The sequence below is a fragment of the Deinococcus sonorensis KR-87 genome, assembly GCF_040256395.1.
Taxonomy (GTDB): domain Bacteria; phylum Deinococcota; class Deinococci; order Deinococcales; family Deinococcaceae; genus Deinococcus; species Deinococcus sonorensis.
In genome coordinates this window covers 989,460-1,005,614 of the sequence record NZ_CP158299.1, presented here as the reverse complement: position 1 = coordinate 1,005,614, position 16,155 = coordinate 989,460, and the positions used below count along the sequence as shown (strand labels likewise).

The window sequence follows — 16,155 nt, the reverse complement described above, 5'->3', positions numbered from 1 at the left end:
CAGTTGGGGGAAGGGCCGCAGCAATTCCTGACCACGCCTCTACCGTCCCGCCGGCCCCTCTGATATAATCTCCAGTTGCGCCAGAATGAGGCGAGGCTCTGTCCCGCGTTCTGCTGCACTGCACGCCGTATCACCTGGGAGGTGAAACATGAACCAGTACGACCTGAACCTGATCCTGAACCCCAACCTCAGCGCCGAGCAGCTCCAGACCGAGAAGGATTACATCGAGGGCGCTGTCAAGGGTGCCGGAGCTGAAATCAGCAACCTGGAAGACGTCGGCAACCGCCGCATGGCCTACGCCGTGGGCAAGGACCGCGAGGGCTACTACCTGCTGTACACCATCCGTGCCAGCGGGAACCCCGAGAAGGCCATCGCCAGCAGCCTGCGCCTGCGCGACCACGTCCGCCGCGTCCTGGTGGTCAAGGACCGCCCGGAATGGAAGACCAAGAAGGCCTGAATCCTGCCCGGGGCAATACGCTCTTGACAGAATAATGGCTGCTTGTTAATCTATGGTCAACCCGCAGAGGGCCACAATCGCCGGCAACGTACCTTAAGCACACTGTTCGCATATTTCAGCAAGGAGACCCTGTTATGGCCCGAGGCATGAACCACATTTTCCTGATCGGCGTGCTCGCCCGTGACCCGGAACTGCGCTACACCCCCAGCGGCGTGGCCGTCTTTGACGCCACCATCGCCGGTGAGGACCGCGTAACCGGCAACGACGGACGTGAACGCAATCTTCCCTGGTACCACCGTGTCAGCATGCTCGGCAAACCAGCCGAATGGCAGTCCGAGAAGAACCTCAAAGCCGGTGACCCGGTGATGATCGAAGGTTCGCTGGAATACAGCAGTTGGGACGCGCCGGAAGGCGGCAAGCGCAGCATGGTGCGCGTGAAGGGCCTGCGGGTGGAGTCGCTCGGCTACACCCCGGAAACCACCCAGGACGCCGGAGGCGGCGTGCGGATGCAGGGCGGCATGAACCAGGTGCTGGTGATCGGGAACCTGACCCGTGACCCGGAACTGCGCTACACCCCGGCAGGGGACGCGGTGCTAGGCCTGAGCATGGCCGTGAACGAGACCTGGAAGGACCGGCAGGGCCAGCAGCAGGAAAAGGTGCACTGGCTGGACGCGACTCTCTGGAGGGAACTGGCCGAGCAGGCCAAGGACCTGAAGAAGGGCGATCCGGTGCTGGTGCAGGGACGGCTGACCAACGAGAGCTGGACCGACAAGGACGGCAACAAGCGCAACACCACCAAGATAGAGGCGACGCGAGTCGAAGTTCTTTCCCGAGGTGCAGGCACCGGCAGCCCTGCAACCACCTCCGCAGCGCCCCGTCAGGCCACGGCGAGCGCGGCGCGTCCGCAGCAGCGGGCGGCGGCCCCCACTGGCGCAAGCCAGCGTGGAGCGCAAGGATCCCGTTCGGGAGGACTGGATATTGACAGCGGCCTTGACGATTTCCCGCCGGAAGAGGACCTGCCGTTCTAGACCCCCGTTGGGGGCCTGGCAGCGTCTAGGAGCACCAACACATGACCCAGACTGAGCGCAAGCCCCGGGGCAAGGGACCGAAGCGTCCCCGCAAGCCCAAGGTGGACCCGTTCGCCATCGGCGAGCTGGAAATTACCGACTACAAGGACGTCAAGATGCTGCGCCGCTTTGTGAGCGACACTGGCAAGATCCTGCCGCGCCGCCGCACCGGCCTGTCGGCCAAGCACCAGCGCCGCATCTCGCAGACCGTCAAGCTGGCCCGTCAGCTGGCGCTGCTGCCCTACACCGAGAAGCTGGTGCGCAAGTGAACATCATCCTGCTGGAACCCAGCCGCCTGGGCAAGACCGGCGACGTGGTGACGGTCAAGGACGGCTACGCCCGCAACTTCCTGATTCCTCAGGAGCTGGCGCTGCCGGCCACCCCCGCCAACATGAAGTCGCTGGAAGCGCGCATCAAGTCGCGCCTCAAGGCCCAGGCCAAGGAGAAGTCCGACGCCGAGGCCCTGGCCGAGCGTATGAAGGACCTGACGGTCGAGCTGAGCGTTCGCGCCGGCGAGGGCAAGATCTACGGCGCCGTGACGCACGCCGACGTGGCTGCCGCGCTGTCCGCCCAGGGCTTCGACGTGGACCGCCGCAAGCTCGACATGCCCAAGACCCTCAAGGAAATTGGCGAGTACGAGATCAGCTACCGCGCCCACGCCGAAGTGAGTGTGCCGCTGAAGCTGGTCGTTCACGCCCAGAAGTAAGACCAACGCAGCAGAAGGCCCCGCCGAGTTACTGGCGGGGCCTTCTGCTGTTCTAAGCGAAGATTACAGCTGCACCGACACCAGGTGCAGCTGCGTGGTCACGTCGTACCGCATCCGCATGATCATGCGGTACGCTTCGCCCGGCTCGTTCATCTGCATCTCGACCTCGTAGCGCTGCCGGGCATTCTGCGACAGCGGCAGGCCGTCCGGACGGTAGGCGAGCTGGCTGTGGCCGGTCATGTCCACCACCCGCAGGGTCATCTGGATGTGGTCGAGGTGGACCTCCAGCGCCCACGGCTCGCCGCTGCTGTCCTGGCTCAGCAGGTGGTTGCCCTGGGCATCGTCGCCCTGGAGGGTGGTGACGCTGGTGTAGAGGAGCGGATCCGCCTGCACCCGGTTCTGCAGGTCCAGGCCGCTCTGGGCGCCGATAATGGCGAACATGCCGCCCAGCAAGTTCTGCACCGGAAAGGTGACGCGGCTGCGCGCTGGAACCCCGGGCGTCAGCGCCAGCCCATACATCCCGCTGCCCTGCTGGGCCGACAGCAGCGATTTCATGTCCAGGCCCTGATAGACCTGCTGCACCTGCGGATCACTGGAGCTGACCTGCAGGTCCACAACGCGCCCGCTGGCGTCCATCTGCTGCCGCACACTGATGCTGACGGTAGAGGCGGGCCGCCCGGCCACCGCCGGCATCTGCACGACGCTGGTGGTGAGCAGGCCCGAGCCGCCCGCCACCGGCAGCACCCGCATGAAGGTCTTGGACGGTGCCGGGGTCTGCTGCGCGGCGCTCAGCGTCTTTTCCAGGCTGGCCTTCTGCGCCAGCAGCTCCAGGTTGAGTTTCTGCAGGGTGGCCGCCGACACCGTCTGGCCCGGCTGCGCCTCGGCATGGAAGTCCACCACCGAGATGGCGGTGCTGCTCTGCAAGCGGTACTCGGCCAGGGTGCCGGGCGCCGCCGTCAGCAGCAGAGAAGAAACTGCCGGGCTGGTGGCCGTCTGGGCTGGCGGCAGTGCCGGGACCGCCGGCCCGGTGGTCTGAGCAGCGGCGGTTCCGGCGAGCAGCAGGGACAGGGCCAGCAGGGGACGTCTCATGAGGCGAGTGTAGCCCGGCCAGCGTGCCTCAGATCACGAATTCGCCGGCCCGCATCACCGGCTCGTGGCTGCCGTCCTTCAGGACGCCGTCCACGTCCATGTCGGCGCTGCCAATCATCCAGTCCACGTGAGTCAGGCTGCTGTTGCCGCCCTTCGCAGCGAACTCCTCCTCACTCATGTCGATGCCGCCCTGCACGTTGAAGCGGTAGGCGGCCCCGATGGCGATGTGGCTGGCGGCGTTCTCGTCGTAGAGGGTGTTGTAGAAGAACAGACCCGAGCGGCTGATGGGGCTGGAGTGCGGCACCAGCGCCACCTCGCCCAGGCGGTGCGAGCCCTCGTCGGTGTCGATCAGCTGCCGCAGGGTCGCCTCGCCCTGGCGGGCGCTGGCCTCCACGATGCGCCCGCCCTCGAAGCGGATGCGAATCCCGTCGATCAGGGTGCCGTTGTAGGAGAGCGGCTTGGTGCTGACCACCGTGCCGTCCACCCGCTCGCGGTGCGGGGCAGTCCAGACCTCCTCGGTGGGAATGTTGGCCGTGAAGGTGATGCCGGAGGTGGTGTCGGCGCTCCCACCGCCCCAGATGTGGTCGTCGGCGAGGCCCACCGTCAGGTCAGTCTCACCGCCCCGGAAGTGCAGCGCGTGGTACTGCTTGCTGGTCAGCAGCTCACGGCGAGCCTTCAGGGTCGCGAGGTGCGCCTTCCAGGCCGCCACCGGGTCCGGCTGGTCGACGCGGGTGGCGGCGAAGATGGCGGCCCACTGCTGCTGCACCGCCTCCTCCGGTGTGGCGTCCGGGAACATCAGGGTGGCCCAGTCCTGCACCGGGGCGCTGATCAGGTTCCAGTTCAGCCGGTTGCTCATCTGGATGCGCGAGTAGGGCCGCCGGTAGGTGGCGAGCGCCCGCTGGTGGGTGCTCACGCGCCCGGCGTCCACGCTGCCCAGCAGGTTGGGGTTGGTGGCCCGGATGGCGATGACGCTGCCGCCCGCCTCGGCCACCTCCATCTCGGCGTCCACCCGCCAGCGGCTGATGGTCTCAAAGGTGTCGTCCGGCGCCGCCTCGAAGCGGGCCAGCACCACCTGATCGTCGTCCCAGCGCACGTCCGCGAAGCTGGCACCTGCCCGGTACGCGGCCCGGACCAGTTCACGGGCCAGCGGTGCGGCGTCCACCGGCGACTCGATGAGCACGCGCTGGCCCGGCTGCACGCCGGCCCCCACCTGCACCGTCAGATCGGCATAGTTGCGGAGACTCTGCTCAAAGCTCTGGTTGTCCATACCGGGCAGCATAACGTCCGGTGAGAAGGGGTGGCAGCACTTGCGTTGCCCTGGCCCGGCTGCTATCATCTCCCTCGCTGCATTTGCAGCGGTATTCGGCAGTAGCTCAGCGGTAGAGCGTTCGACTGTTAATCGAATGGTCGTAGGTTCGATCCCTACCTGCCGAGCCAGACAAAGAAAGGCCCCGTCCAGGACGGGGCTTTTTCTATTGGAAAAACAGGGGCATCGTGAAGCCTGTCCCCCGGTATGACCACAACTGTTCAGGCAGGCACGCTCTATGGCTGCAAGCGGACGCCTAGCATCAGCTGCAGGGAAAAGGACAGCGGGCACCCGCGATCTGGCGCAACCTCCAACCGCGGATGCCGCAGATCCAAAAGACCCCATACCTGCGATTGCACCACAGTGATATCCATGTTACTATTACGTCAATAGCATAACGAAAGGGGCGTTCTCCTTCTTGGCTTCACCCATTGACCAGCTCAGTTCCGACACCGTGCTTACCCTCGCACCTGACAGCAGCAGTGCCAAGGCCGCCCAGAAGCTGGCCCGGCCCGCCCAGTGGCCCACCCTCGCCCGCGACGGCGAGGTGCTCTGGGGCGAGTGCCAGGGCAGCGGCGCCCATCCCTATCTGGTAGGGGTGGACGCCCGCTCCGCCGAGATTGCCAGCAAATGCAGCTGTCCCAGCCGTAAATTTCCGTGCAAGCATGCCCTGGGCCTGCTGCTGCTGCATGCGGCAGGGGCCGGCACCTGGAGCGGCTCCCCCCACCCGCCGACCTTGCCAAGTGGCTCGACGGCCGCGTGGCCCGCGCCGAGAAAGCGGCGTCGCCGCCCAGCGACGTGCCGGCCGACCCCGCGGCACAGGCCAGGGCTCAGCAGAAGACCCAGGCGGCCCGGGACCGCAAGCGGACGTCCGGTCTGGAGGACCTCGAACTGTGGCTGAGCGACCTCGTGCGCGAGGGCCTTCAGGCAGCCCGTGCCCGGCCCTACGGCGACTGGGACCGGCAGGCAGCCCGGCTGGTTGACGCGCAGCTGGGGGGAGTAGCGCGGCTGGTCCGGCAGATTCCGGCGCTGCTGCACGACGAGAGCGGCGAGGCCCTGACCGCCCATCTGGGCCAGCTGTGGCTGCTGACTCAGGGCTGGCGCGTGCGCGACACGCTGAGCAGCGTGGAACACGCCGACCTGTTGACGGCCCTGGGCACACCGCTCGACCGGGCCAGCCTGCCCCCGGCGACACCGCAGGTGTGGCAGACCCTGGGGTCCGTGCAGGAGGAGGACGGCCGGCTGACCGTGCGCCGTACCTGGCTGCTGGGCGAGCAGCAGCAGCTGGCCCTGCTGATGGACTTCGCGCCGCTGGGTCAGGCACTCCCCGCCCCTCTGGCCCCGGACCGACCCTTCACGGCGGCGGTGGCCTATGCCCCCTCGGCGGTTCCGCAACGGGCCATTCTTCAGGGAGAAGTGATGGCGGCCGCCGCTCCTCTGCCGCAGCCCGGCGGCACCCTGACTGAACTTCAGGCCAGCTATGCGGCGGCCCTGGCGCTCAATCCCTGGCTGGAGCGAATCGGTGCGTTCGTGGGCCCGGCGTACCTGACCCTCGACCCGCCGCAGCTGTGCGACGTGGCGGGCCATGCCGTGCCACTCCACGCGCGGGTGGAGCAGGGGGACCTCTGGAACCTGCTGGCACGCGCCGAGACCCAGGTGCAGACCTACTTTGGCGAGTGGGACGGTCAGAGCTTCCTGCCGGTGGGGGCCATCCCGGTGGACGCCGCCACTGCTGAATCCACCGAGGCCGGAGTGCCCGCGTGAGCCGCGACCTGCGCGAGCTGGCCGCCGTGGCGCTCCGGGGTACCAGCCGGGCCGAGCTGCCCGCCCCAAGCGGCGCGCTGGCGTCCGCCCTGGGCCGCGTGCCGGGCGACACGCCCGAGGCCCGGATGCTGGGCCACGCCGCCCTGCTGGGCCTGCATGCCCGCGCCGGCGCCCCGCTCCTGACCGCTGCCGCGCCGCCGCCTGCCCCGCTCCTCGCGGCCCCGCGTCCGCTCCCGCCGGAGCTGGCGGCCCTGCTGTCCCGGCTGGTCCACACCGACCCGCTGCTGGCCACGCAGGCGCTGGATACCGTGGCGGCCCGGCGCTGGACCCTGACGGCCTCGCAGGCGCTGACCCTGCACACCCAGAACACCGATCTCGCGCTGCCGTTGTGGCGCCTGGCCGACGCCCGGGCGCAGGCCACGCTGGACCTTCACCCGCTGCACCGGCAGGCGCAGAAGGCCGAGGAGCAGGCCGCCTGGAGCGCCACCATAGCGGCCCTGGCCGAGCAGCGGGAGCGGGACCCGGCACAGGCCGCGCAGGACCTGACCCGGCTGTGGACCACCCAGCCCGCCGACCGGCGCAAGGAGCTGCTGGCCCTGGTGCGCCAGGACCTGCGGCCCACGGACCGCCCGCTGCTGGAACTGGCCACCAGCGACCGCTCGCCCGAGCTGCAGAAGCAGGCCCGGCAGCTGCTGGGCCACCTGAGCGGTCCCCTGCAGGACGAACTGCTGACGCTGCTGCCCCAGGCGGTGAAGGTCAGCGGTCTGCTGAAGAAGAAGGTCAGCTTCGGGGCCTTTGACCTGCCGGCCGCGCTCGGCAAACCCCGGGCCGGGCAGCATGACGACAGCGACCTGCACCGCCTGCTGGGCGCGCTGCCCACCCCGCTGATCCTGAAGACGCTGCGGATCGGCTGGGACGAGCTGTCCAAGGCGGCCAGGGCGCACCACTGGTCGCTGCCGCACGAGCTGGAAGCGCCGGCCGAGCCCCCAGCGCAGCCGCCGGATCTGCCTTCGGCCCGTGCCCGGCTGCGCGACCTCTCCGGGCAGCCAAAGGTGGGAGCAGACCTGCTGCTGGAGGCGGCGCAGACGCTGGCCCGGCTGACCGACCTGGCGGCCGAGCCCGTCCCCCTGCAGGCCGCTCTGGCCGCGCGCACGCTCCAGGTGATCCAGCGCGGCCAGGGCGGCGGCTGGCAGGCGCGCGAACTGGCGCTGCTGCTCCGGCGCAGCCTCTCGCCGGGTCTCACCATTCCCTCCCCCACTCCGCTGCCGTTCGAGCTGCCTCCGCGCCCCAAGCAACTGCCCACTGGCCACACGCCGGAACTCTGGGAGGAGCGCCAGCGACAGGCGCACGCCCACGGAGAAGAGCTGGCCTTCCAGACCTGGCGCGACCTGACCAGCACCCTTCAGCTGCGCCGCGCGTGGCTCGAGACGCTGGCCGCCCAGCCGACCCCCTGACTCCACCCTCAGACCAGGAGCTGCATTATGACCATGCCCCATACCCCTGAAGTCCTGCGCCAGCACGCCGAACACGCCTACGCCCACGAACTCGCGGCGCTTGCCCGGCACGACCGGCATCCGCGCCCGCCGAAGTGGAACCTCAGCCCGCGCGCCGTGCTGACCTATCTGATGGGCGGCCGTGCCGGCGACACCGAGATCACGCCCAAGTACGTGGGGGAAGCGCGGCTGATGGAGATCGCCGTGGCGACGCTCGCCACCGACCGGGCGCTGCTGCTGATCGGGGTGCCGGGCACCGCCAAGAGCTGGGTGAGCGAGCACCTCGCCGCCGCCGTCTCGGGCGACAGCACGCTGCTGGTTCAGGGCACCGCCGGCACCGACGAGAACGCCATCCGCTACGGCTGGAACTACGCCCGCCTGCTGGCCGAGGGGCCGAGCGAGGCGGCCCTGGTGGAGAGCCCGGTGATGCACGCCATGCGCCAGGGCAAGATCGCCCGCTTGGAGGAGCTGACGCGGGTGCAGAGCGACGTGCAGGACACCCTGATCACCATCCTGTCGGAGAAGACGCTGCCGGTGCCGGAGCTGAACACCGAGGTGCAGGCGGTGCGCGGCTTCAACCTGATCGCCACGGCGAACAACCGCGACAAGGGCGTGAACGACCTGTCGAGCGCCCTCAAGCGCCGCTTCAACACGGTGATCCTGCCGGTGCCGGACAGCCTGGACGACGAACTGCTGATCGTGACGCGGCGGGTCGAGTCGCTGGGCCGCAGCCTGGGCCTGCCGGAGCTGCCCCCGGCCCTGGACGAGATCCGGCGGGTGGTGACAGTGTTCCGGGAACTGCGCGCGGGCGTCACCGAGGACGGCAAGACCCGGCTCAAGACGCCCAGCGGCAGCCTCAGCGTGGCCGAGGCCATCAGCGTGGTCACCAACGGGCTGACGCTGGCCGCCCACTTCGGTGACGGCGAACTGAGCAGCCGCGACGTGGCCGCCAGCGTCATCGGGGCGGTGGTGAAGGACCCGGTGCAGGATCAGGCGGTGTGGAACGAGTATCTGGAGACGGCCATCAAGAAGCGGGCCGGCTGGAAGGACTTCTACAACGCCTGCCGCGAGGTGAGCTGACCCGTGACCGCAGCCCTGACCCTCTACCCGATCCGCCACCACGGTCCCGGCTCGGCGCGCAGCGTGGAGCGGGCGCTGGAGGCCAGCCCGCCCGACACGCTGCTGATCGAGGGGCCGGTGGACGCCGACAGCCTGCTGCCGTTCCTGAACGATCCGGCCCTGACGCCCCCCGTCGCGGTGATGGCGCATGTGCAGGGCCAGCCGGAGCGCTCCGTGTTCTACCCGCTCGCGGAGTTCAGCCCCGAGTTCGTGGCGATCCGCTGGGCGCTGTCGCGCGGCGTGCCGGTGGCGTTCATGGACCTGCCCGCCAGCGTGACCCTCGCGCCGAAAGCGGAAGCGGAGCCGGCAGCAGATGACCCGGACACGGACACCGAGACCCTCCCCACCCCCGCGGCCGACGCCGTCCGTGCCGATCCGCTCGCGCTGCTGGCACAGGCGGCCGGCTACAGCGATTTCGAGCGCTGGTGGGACGCCCTGGTCGAGTCGCGCGGGGAGGGCGAGGCGGTCTTCGTGGCGATTGCCGAGGTCATGACGGCGGTGCGCGAGGCCGACGACAGCCACACCTCCGAGCGCGACCTGATCCGCGAGGCGCAGATGCGTCAGACCATCCGCGCGGCGCTGGGGCGCGGCAGCGTGGCCGTGGTGTGCGGCGCGTGGCATGTCCCAGCCCTCACGCCCGAGACGCTGGCCCGCGAGGCCAAGGCCGACCCGGCGCGCGTGAAGGGCCTGCCGCGGGCGAAGGTGGCGCTGACCATCACCCCCTGGACGCACGGGCGGCTGACCCAGGCGAGCGGCTACGGCGCGGGCGTCACCTCGCCCGGCTGGTACGCGCACCTGTACGGCACCACCTCGCAGGTGACCGAGCGCTGGCTGACCCGCTCCGCGCGGCTGCTGCGCGCCCGTGGGCTGGACGCGTCGAGCGCGCAGGTCATTGACGCGGTGCGGCTGGCCGAGGCGCTGGCCACCCTGCGCGGGCGGCAGCTCGCGGGCCTGGACGAGCTGACCGACGCCACCCAGGCCGTCTTCGCCTGGGATTCCGACACGCCGCTGCGGCTGCTCTCGGAGGAGTTGTTCGTGGGCGAAGCGCTGGGCAGCGTGCCCTCCGGCGTGCCGGCCGTGCCGCTGGAACAGGACCTCGCGGCCACGCTGGCCCGGCTGCGCCTGAAACGGGAGGCCGTGACCCGCGAGGTCGTGCTGGACCTGCGCGAGGACGCGGGCCTGGGCCGCTCGCAGCTGTTCCACCGTCTGAACCTGCTGGGGGTGCCGTGGGCCCAGGCCGCCACCAGCCGGGGCAGCGGCACCTTCAAGGAAGCCTGGACCGTGCGCTGGGAGCCGGAATTCAGCGTGCGGCTGGTGGAGGCGAGCCGCCACGGCAACACGCTGGCGCGCGCCGCCCAGACGACGGCCATCTCGCAGGCGCGGCGGGCACCGGACCTGGGCACCCTCTCGGCGCTGCTGGAGGTGGTGCGGCTGTGCGGGCTGCCGGGCGCGGCCGACTTCACGCTGGCCCGGCTGGATGCCCGCGCCGCCGACGCCGATACCGCCGCACTGCTGCTGGCCCTGCCGCCGCTGGCCCGGCTGGCCCGCTACGGCGACGTGAGGGCGCGCGAGGGCGACGACCTGCGCCCGGTGTTCCGGACCCTGGTGGCCCGCGCCGCCAGCGGGCTGCCCAATGCGGCCCACGGCCTGGGCGACGAGGCAGCGCAGACGCTCCACGGTCAGCTGGCGCAGGCAGACGCGGCGGTGCGCCTGCTGGACGACCCGGAGGCCAGCGGGGAGTGGGTGCTGGCCCTGCACGCCCTGGACGCCGGGGGCACCGCGCCGCTGCTGCGCGGCGACGCCGTGAACCGCCTGCGCGACCGGGGCGTGCTGGACGCCGCTGAGGTGCAGGCGCGGCTCGCCTCGGCCCTCACGCCGGGCGCGCCGCCACTGGACGTGGCCGCCTGGCTGAGCGGGTTCATCGGGGAGGACGGCCAGACGCTGCGCCACGACCCGGCGGCGCTGGCGCTGATGGATGCCTGGGTGGCGGACCTCGAACCGGAGGCCTTCGACGAGGTGCTGCCCGCCCTGCGCCGCACCCTCTCCCGCCTGGAGCCGCACGCCCGCCGACGGCTGGGCGAGGACCTGCGCGGCCTGGAACGCACCGACGCCGCCACACAGACCGACCACACCCTGGGCGCCGCCGTGGTGCCGGTGGTGCTGCGCCTGCTGGGGGTCTCGTGGCCCGCTGGAGAGTCCTGATGACGTACACCGACGAAGTCTCCCCGTCCTCCCTGACCCCCGAGCTGGAACGCCTGCGCCGCTGGCGACTGCTGCTGGGCGGTGAAACGGCAAAGGGCGAGAGCGCCGACGGCACCGGCTGCGAACTGGGCGAACACGACCGCCGCCTCGACGCGGCGCTGGCCTCGCTGTATGACGGCGCCCCCTTTGCCGTGAAGACGGCGAAGCCCGAGAAGGGCCGCAAGTCGCACCGCAACGTGGGCTTCGGCCAGAGCGCCCCGGCGGTGGCGGCGTGGCTGGGCGAGGTCCGCGACCTGTTTCCGCAGTCGGCGGTGCAGGTGATGCAGCAGGACGCGGTCAACCGGCTGAACCTCAAGACCCTGCTGCTCGAACCGGAACTGATGGATCACCTACAGCCGGACGTGCACATGGCCGCCACCCTGATCAGCCTCAAGGACGCGATGCCGGCCGCCGCCAAGACCCTGGCGCGGCAGGTGGTCGCACGGGTGGTGGAGGAACTTCAGGCCCGCCTCGCCGAGCCGCTGCGCAGCGCCGTGACCGGCAGCCTGAACCGCTCGCAGCGCAACCTGCGCCCGCGTCAGAACGAGGTGGACTGGGGCCGCACGCTGCTCCGGAACCTGAAGACCTACGACCCGGAGCGCCGCACGGTGATTCCCGAGCGACTGGTCGGCTATGGGCGGGCCCGGCGGCAGCTCAAGGCGGTGACGCTGTGCGTGGACCAGTCGGGGAGCATGGCGTCCAGCGTCGTGTATGCCGGCATCTTCGGTGCGGTGCTCGCCAGCCTTCCGGCCCTGAAGACCAACGTGGTGGTCTACGACACCACGGTCGTGGACCTCACCGATCAGCTCGCCGACCCGGTGGACGTGCTGTTCGGGGTGCAACTGGGCGGCGGCAACGACACGCCGCTGGCCCTGCGCTACTGCCAGGGCCTGCTCACAAACCCCGAAGAACACACCTTCGTGCTGATCTCCGACCTGTACGAGGGGTCCGGCAGCGCCGAGATGATTCGCCGCCTGAACGGGTTCCGCGAACAGGGCGCCCGGGTGATCGTGCTGCTGGCGCTCGACGACGACGGGACGCCGAGCTACGACCACGACAATGCCGCCCGCCTCGCCGCCCTGGGCATTCCGGTCTTCGCGTGCACACCGGAATTCTTCCCGGACCTGATGGCGACCTCGCTGCAGGGCGGCGATATCGGGGCCTGGGCCGCGGCGCGGGGCATCGTGACGGCCCGCCCGGGAGGCGACCCGGCCTGAGAGCCCAGACGTCGATGCCACGGAATCTGAACGTCCTGAAGACAACGCGGCTTTGCCCTCGTGATCCTCAGGACGCTGGCTGGCCTCCTGTACGCTGCGCCTCCGCTCACCCTGTCTCCGTTGCCAAAGGCGCCGTGCATGTTGAGTGAAGGCGAACTTTTGGCCACGTAAGCTGTAATTTATCTCACTCCCCGGAACCTTTACTGGCTGGGCCACATCCTGGGGTCAGCACCCGAAGACGTGGTGGGCAAGTGAATCTCAAGGTTTTGAAGGAGACGTTATGTTGAACGGTACCAAGAAGGCCCTGCTGACCCTCACCCTCGTTCTGGCCCCGCTGCCCGCGCTGGCGCAGACCGATACCACCGACACCACCACCCCAGCCACCACCGACACGAGCGGCACCACCGATACCAGCGGCACCACGGACACCAGCGGCACGACCGACACGACTGGTACCACCGCCACCTCCGATACCGCGACCACGACCGACACCACCCAGGACAACAACAACAACAGCAACTGGGGCTGGCTGGGCCTGCTCGGCCTGGCGGGTCTGGCGGGCCTGCGCCGTCAGCCGCCCACCGTGGTGGTCCCGGACCGCAACACCACCTCGCGGGTCTGAACCTGCAGCTGGGCCACTGGCCCGGACCGTGACGAGCGACGAGGCTCCCCTGAGGGGCCTCGTTTTTTGGGTTGTGGGCGAATCATCTGCGTTCCGGCCCATGCAGGCCAGATGAGGGTCAGCCGGATCTCTGCCTGGGGTTCCACCGCCCTGTGCGGCAGTACGATGCAGGTCATGAAGCATCGAATGCCGCTCCGGCTGGCAGGGCATGATCCGGCCTGTGCAGGTCCCGGACCGCTGGTGGGGGCTGGGAGCGTCAATCCACCGCTGTTCCCTTCTCCATCCGTCAAGGAGCGTCCCGGCCCATGATGCCTGACCCCGCCGCAGACCACGCCCACCAGCAGGCGCTGGCGCTGGGGTTCCGGACCGAGGTGGCTCAGCTGTGCAGCGAGGTGCAGCGGCGCTATCCGGTGGACACGGCGCAGGTGACTCAGCCGGAGACCAATTTTCTGGAGCTGTACGCGGCGGCCAAACGGTACGCCGGTCAGTTTCAGCAGCAGGTGGAGGCTTTCGGGCAGCAGGTGGGCTTCCCGGCCATGTCGCGGCCCGGCAACGTCAAGAGCCTCGACCGGATCGTGGAGAAGTACCAGGGCGCCGACCGGGTGCTGCCGCTCGACATGCTGGCCGGCAAGGTGGTGGTGCCGGACCTGCAGTCGATGTACGAGGTGGCCCTGCAGGTGGGCGACCACTTCGAGGTGCTGGCGTTCCGTGACCGCATCCGCCGGCCCCAGAAGAGCGGCTACCGCGACCTGCACTTCATCGTGAACGTCCTGGGCCACTTCGCCGAGCTGAAAATCATGCACGTGTTCTTCGATGAGGTGGACGCCTACGAGCACCGGCTCTACGAACTGCGACGCGGGCTGGAGATCCGGGCCCAGCCGGTCAGCCTGGGCGGTCCGGAACCGTATCCGGTGCTCGGCTCGGTGGAACCGCTGGTGCTGGACACCCTGGAGGACACCAGCCGGGAGCTGTTCGGCAAGGCGTGGCAGATGGTGCTGGAGCGTGAGGTCGGCGCCGGCACCCTGGTGCGCCACTACCTGCTGGGCGAGGTACCGGTGAAGCTGGAGCAGGCGCCGGGGCAGGGCGTGGCACTGGTGGCCTTCGATCCGCTGCGCGGGGGCTTCATGGCCGATGCCCGGTACTACACGGCCATCAAGCGGGGCGACCGCGACACGGTGCGGGAGATCAGTGCGGAGGAGTTCGCCCGGCAGGTGGCGCGGCTGCAACAGCCGGAGTCCTGAGCGGGACGGGCAGCCCCAACCGCTCCGGATGTTCCGGCTGCATAGCATTGACAGCCGACGTATACCCCGCTATATTGGAGAAATCAAGGCGACCTCACCGGTCGCCTTTCTGCGTTTGCCCACCGGCTACCAGCCCATGCTGCCGGGACCGCCCTTGAACGGCCCGGCCACATCCTGGGTGATCCAGCCCCCGTAGAAGCGGCCCGGCTGCGGCGTCACCCGCTCGCCGTCCACCCGCACCTCGTCCACCCGTCCGGCGTACAGGCTGAGGTACCCGGCGATCGGCTGGAACGTGGGGGTGGGCCGTTCATAGCTCCAGGCGGCCGCCTCGGCGCGGACGCCGCCCGCCTGCAGGGTCCAGTAGGTGGCGCGGCCCTTCCACTCGCACACGCTGCTGCCGCTGGCCGGCTGCACGGTGCCGGGCAGGAAGGCGTCCGGCGGCAGGTACCAGCCGGGCGGATGGCTGGTTTCCAGCACCCGGTAGGCCCGGTCGGTGTCGGCGATCTTCACGCCGCCCAGCCACACCTCCACCCGCCGGTCGCTGGCCTCCAGCCGTGGCGGGCGCGGATAGCTCCACACCGATTCCTGTCCGGGCTTCAGCGGGTCGGGGATGGGGGTCATGGCCGGAGTGTGCCGGAAGAGGCGGCGCGGCGCGGTACGCCTGCACCCAGTTTTCGTAGCTAGGCCTCCCGCACGTGGTCGAGCAACAGCCGCAGCTGATGGCTGACCGCGCTCTCGCTCAGGCCCAGCACAGTCGCCAGATCGCAGACGCACAGCTCCCGGACCTGCAGGGCGCTCAGCAACCGCAGGCGAGTGGGTCCGCCACCGCTTTGAGCAGCGCGCTGGCGTCCAGGGTGCAGGCCGCGTCCGGCAGCGCGGCGCGGGCCTCGGCCACCAGATGAACGCAGATGACGCCACAGGCATCGTCGGTGAGCGGCAGCGTCGTCTCCTGAAGCGCCATTCACACTACCTCGGCCAGTGCCTGCGGGCACAGCGCGGCGACGCGCTCCACCTGCAGCGTCACGTGCTCCACCCCGAAGCGGTCGTGCAGGTCATGGCGGAGCTGCAGGTAGAAGCGGTCGTCCTCTACGCCCTGCGGCATCACCAGATGTGCGGTCAGGGCCGTCTCGGTGGTGCTCATGCCCCAAACGTGCAGGTCGTAAACGGTGCTGACCCCCGACTACTGCACAGCCGCTGATTCCACCCCTTCCGGCACCCCATCCAGGTGGTTGCTGTCGGCGTAGACGTGCTGCCCTACGGCCTTGTACACCGGTACGCTCTCGCTGGTGACGGGCGAGTTGTCCAGGCTGGACTGGCCCTCCACGATCAGGCCGTCGGCCGGCAGCTCGAACACCTTGCCCTTCTTGAGCACCAGGGCGGTGGGCGGCGTCAGCTGGGCCAGCGCCTGAATACCGCCGCGCGCCCGCGACGACGCCACCCCCTCCAGCAGCTCGCCCACCGCGAACAGGAACACCACCACGGCCGCCTCAGCCACCTGCCCGATCACCAGCGCCGCCAGCAGGTGCCCGAAGCCCCAGGCCAGCAGCAGGCCGGTGCCCAGCACCAGCTGGCCCTGACGGGTCCGGTACCACGCACGGGCCGCTGGCCGAGCCTGGTCCGGGGTGAGCAGGCGCGGCTCGTGACCCAGCGCCCGAAGTTGCCGCTCCAGTTCCTGCCAGAGAGTGCGCGCCTGGGCCGCCCTGAGCAGACGCTCCAGCGCCCCTCGATCTTGCGGACGCAGGTGGGACAGTCCATCCCCTCCACGAAGTAATCCAGGGTGGCCGGAGCGCCCAGCCGGGTGACAGCGCTGGTCTTGCTCCAAGTATATCTGAG

Annotated in this window: 16 protein-coding genes, 1 tRNA gene and 2 pseudogenes; 13 read left to right on the top strand and 6 right to left on the bottom strand. The window is 69.8% G+C overall.

Annotated elements, in window-relative coordinates:
* Positions 1 to 148: 148 nt before the first annotated feature.
* From rpsF to rplI, 4 genes are all read left to right on the top strand, one after another.
* Positions 149 to 457 (top strand): 30S ribosomal protein S6, encoded by a 309-nt coding sequence (gene rpsF, locus ABOD76_RS10240; protein ID WP_350244729.1) that lies wholly within the window; start codon positions 149 to 151, stop codon positions 455 to 457.
* Positions 458 to 591: 134 nt separating this feature from the next.
* Entirely contained in the window at positions 592 to 1,485 is an 894-nt protein-coding gene (gene ssb, locus ABOD76_RS10235) for a single-stranded DNA-binding protein (protein WP_350244728.1), read from the top strand.
* Positions 1,486 to 1,526: 41 nt separating this feature from the next.
* Entirely contained in the window at positions 1,527 to 1,793 is a 267-nt protein-coding gene (rpsR, locus tag ABOD76_RS10230; protein WP_350244727.1) for a 30S ribosomal protein S18, read from the top strand.
* A complete protein-coding gene (gene rplI / locus ABOD76_RS10225) occupies positions 1,790 to 2,230 on the top strand; it encodes a 50S ribosomal protein L9 (RefSeq protein ID WP_350244726.1) in 441 nt (146 codons plus the stop codon). The genes rpsR and rplI overlap by 4 nt, the downstream gene beginning before the upstream one ends.
* Before the next feature lie 63 nt (positions 2,231 to 2,293).
* Here rplI and ABOD76_RS10220 read toward each other — a convergent pair whose 3' ends face one another.
* A complete protein-coding gene (locus tag ABOD76_RS10220) occupies positions 2,294 to 3,319 on the bottom strand; it encodes a hypothetical protein (RefSeq protein WP_350244725.1) in 1,026 nt (341 codons plus the stop codon).
* Positions 3,320 to 3,347: 28 nt separating this feature from the next.
* A complete protein-coding gene (locus ABOD76_RS10215; protein ID WP_380129780.1) occupies positions 3,348 to 4,586 on the bottom strand; it encodes an aminopeptidase in 1,239 nt (412 codons plus the stop codon).
* A gap of 95 nt (positions 4,587 to 4,681) precedes the next feature.
* Here ABOD76_RS10215 and ABOD76_RS10210 point away from each other — a divergent pair.
* From ABOD76_RS10210 to ABOD76_RS10170, 9 genes and pseudogenes are all read left to right on the top strand, one after another.
* Positions 4,682 to 4,756 (top strand) — tRNA-Asn (locus ABOD76_RS10210).
* 323 nt (positions 4,757 to 5,079) lie between these two features.
* Positions 5,080 to 5,265: pseudogene (locus tag ABOD76_RS10205) on the top strand (SWIM zinc finger family protein); the annotation flags it as partial.
* A gap of 119 nt (positions 5,266 to 5,384) precedes the next feature.
* Positions 5,385 to 6,389, top strand: a complete 1,005-nt coding sequence (locus ABOD76_RS10200; protein ID WP_350245326.1) for an SWIM zinc finger family protein — start codon at positions 5,385 to 5,387, stop codon at positions 6,387 to 6,389.
* Complete coding sequence (locus ABOD76_RS10195) at positions 6,386 to 7,843, top strand: DUF5691 domain-containing protein (RefSeq protein WP_350244723.1); 1,458 nt, start codon at positions 6,386 to 6,388, stop codon at positions 7,841 to 7,843. The genes ABOD76_RS10200 and ABOD76_RS10195 overlap by 4 nt, the downstream gene beginning before the upstream one ends.
* 33 nt (positions 7,844 to 7,876) lie before the next feature.
* Positions 7,877 to 8,962 carry an ATP-binding protein gene (locus ABOD76_RS10190; RefSeq protein ID WP_350245244.1) on the top strand — a complete coding sequence of 362 codons (1,086 nt, stop codon included), beginning with the start codon at positions 7,877 to 7,879 and terminating at the stop codon, positions 8,960 to 8,962.
* 3 nt (positions 8,963 to 8,965) lie between these two features.
* Positions 8,966 to 11,203, top strand: a complete 2,238-nt coding sequence (locus tag ABOD76_RS10185) for a DUF5682 family protein (RefSeq protein WP_350244722.1) — start codon at positions 8,966 to 8,968, stop codon at positions 11,201 to 11,203.
* Entirely contained in the window at positions 11,203 to 12,459 is a 1,257-nt protein-coding gene (locus tag ABOD76_RS10180; protein ID WP_350244721.1) for a VWA domain-containing protein, read from the top strand. The genes ABOD76_RS10185 and ABOD76_RS10180 overlap by 1 nt, the downstream gene beginning before the upstream one ends.
* A gap of 280 nt (positions 12,460 to 12,739) precedes the next feature.
* Positions 12,740 to 13,081, top strand: a complete 342-nt coding sequence (locus ABOD76_RS10175) for a WGxxGxxG family protein (protein WP_350244720.1) — start codon at positions 12,740 to 12,742, stop codon at positions 13,079 to 13,081.
* Positions 13,082 to 13,386: 305 nt separating this feature from the next.
* On the top strand, positions 13,387 to 14,322 hold the full coding sequence (locus ABOD76_RS10170) for a hypothetical protein (RefSeq protein WP_350244719.1): 936 nt from the start codon (positions 13,387 to 13,389) through the stop codon (positions 14,320 to 14,322).
* A 126-nt stretch (positions 14,323 to 14,448) separates the two neighbouring features.
* Here the strand turns inward: ABOD76_RS10170 and ABOD76_RS10165 are convergent, their stop codons facing one another.
* The 4 genes and pseudogenes from ABOD76_RS10165 to ABOD76_RS10150 form a co-directional block, all read right to left on the bottom strand.
* Complete coding sequence (locus tag ABOD76_RS10165; RefSeq protein ID WP_350244718.1) at positions 14,449 to 14,943, bottom strand: DUF427 domain-containing protein; 495 nt, start codon at positions 14,941 to 14,943, stop codon at positions 14,449 to 14,451.
* A gap of 83 nt (positions 14,944 to 15,026) precedes the next feature.
* A pseudogene (locus ABOD76_RS10160) lies at positions 15,027 to 15,283 on the bottom strand (ArsR/SmtB family transcription factor); the annotation flags it as partial.
* Positions 15,284 to 15,463 (bottom strand): hypothetical protein, encoded by a 180-nt coding sequence (locus ABOD76_RS10155; protein ID WP_350244717.1) that lies wholly within the window; start codon positions 15,461 to 15,463, stop codon positions 15,284 to 15,286.
* Between the two features lie 39 nt (positions 15,464 to 15,502).
* A complete protein-coding gene (locus tag ABOD76_RS10150) occupies positions 15,503 to 16,144 on the bottom strand; it encodes a hypothetical protein (RefSeq protein ID WP_350244716.1) in 642 nt (213 codons plus the stop codon).
* Positions 16,145 to 16,155 lie beyond the last annotated feature (11 nt).

Bases quoted from the DNA above. Each gene is read 5' to 3' on its own strand.
- rpsR (WP_350244727.1), top strand. From the start codon at position 1,527: ATGACCCAGACTGAGCGCAAGCCCCGGGGCAAGGGACCGAAGCGTCCC.
- ABOD76_RS10190 (WP_350245244.1), top strand. From the start codon at position 7,877: ATGCCCCATACCCCTGAAGTCCTGCGCCAGCACGCCGAACACGCCTAC.
- ABOD76_RS10170 (WP_350244719.1), top strand. From the start codon at position 13,387: ATGATGCCTGACCCCGCCGCAGACCACGCCCACCAGCAGGCGCTGGCG.
- ABOD76_RS10220 (WP_350244725.1), bottom strand. From the start codon at position 3,319: ATGAGACGTCCCCTGCTGGCCCTGTCCCTGCTGCTCGCCGGAACCGCC.
- ABOD76_RS10175 (WP_350244720.1), top strand. From the start codon at position 12,740: ATGTTGAACGGTACCAAGAAGGCCCTGCTGACCCTCACCCTCGTTCTG.
- ssb (WP_350244728.1), top strand. From the start codon at position 592: ATGGCCCGAGGCATGAACCACATTTTCCTGATCGGCGTGCTCGCCCGT.
- ABOD76_RS10165 (WP_350244718.1), bottom strand. From the start codon at position 14,943: ATGACCCCCATCCCCGACCCGCTGAAGCCCGGACAGGAATCGGTGTGG.
- ABOD76_RS10215 (WP_380129780.1), bottom strand. From the start codon at position 4,586: ATGGACAACCAGAGCTTTGAGCAGAGTCTCCGCAACTATGCCGATCTG.
- ABOD76_RS10155 (WP_350244717.1), bottom strand. From the start codon at position 15,463: ATGAGCACCACCGAGACGGCCCTGACCGCACATCTGGTGATGCCGCAG.
- rpsF (WP_350244729.1), top strand. From the start codon at position 149: ATGAACCAGTACGACCTGAACCTGATCCTGAACCCCAACCTCAGCGCC.
- ABOD76_RS10180 (WP_350244721.1), top strand. From the start codon at position 11,203: ATGACGTACACCGACGAAGTCTCCCCGTCCTCCCTGACCCCCGAGCTG.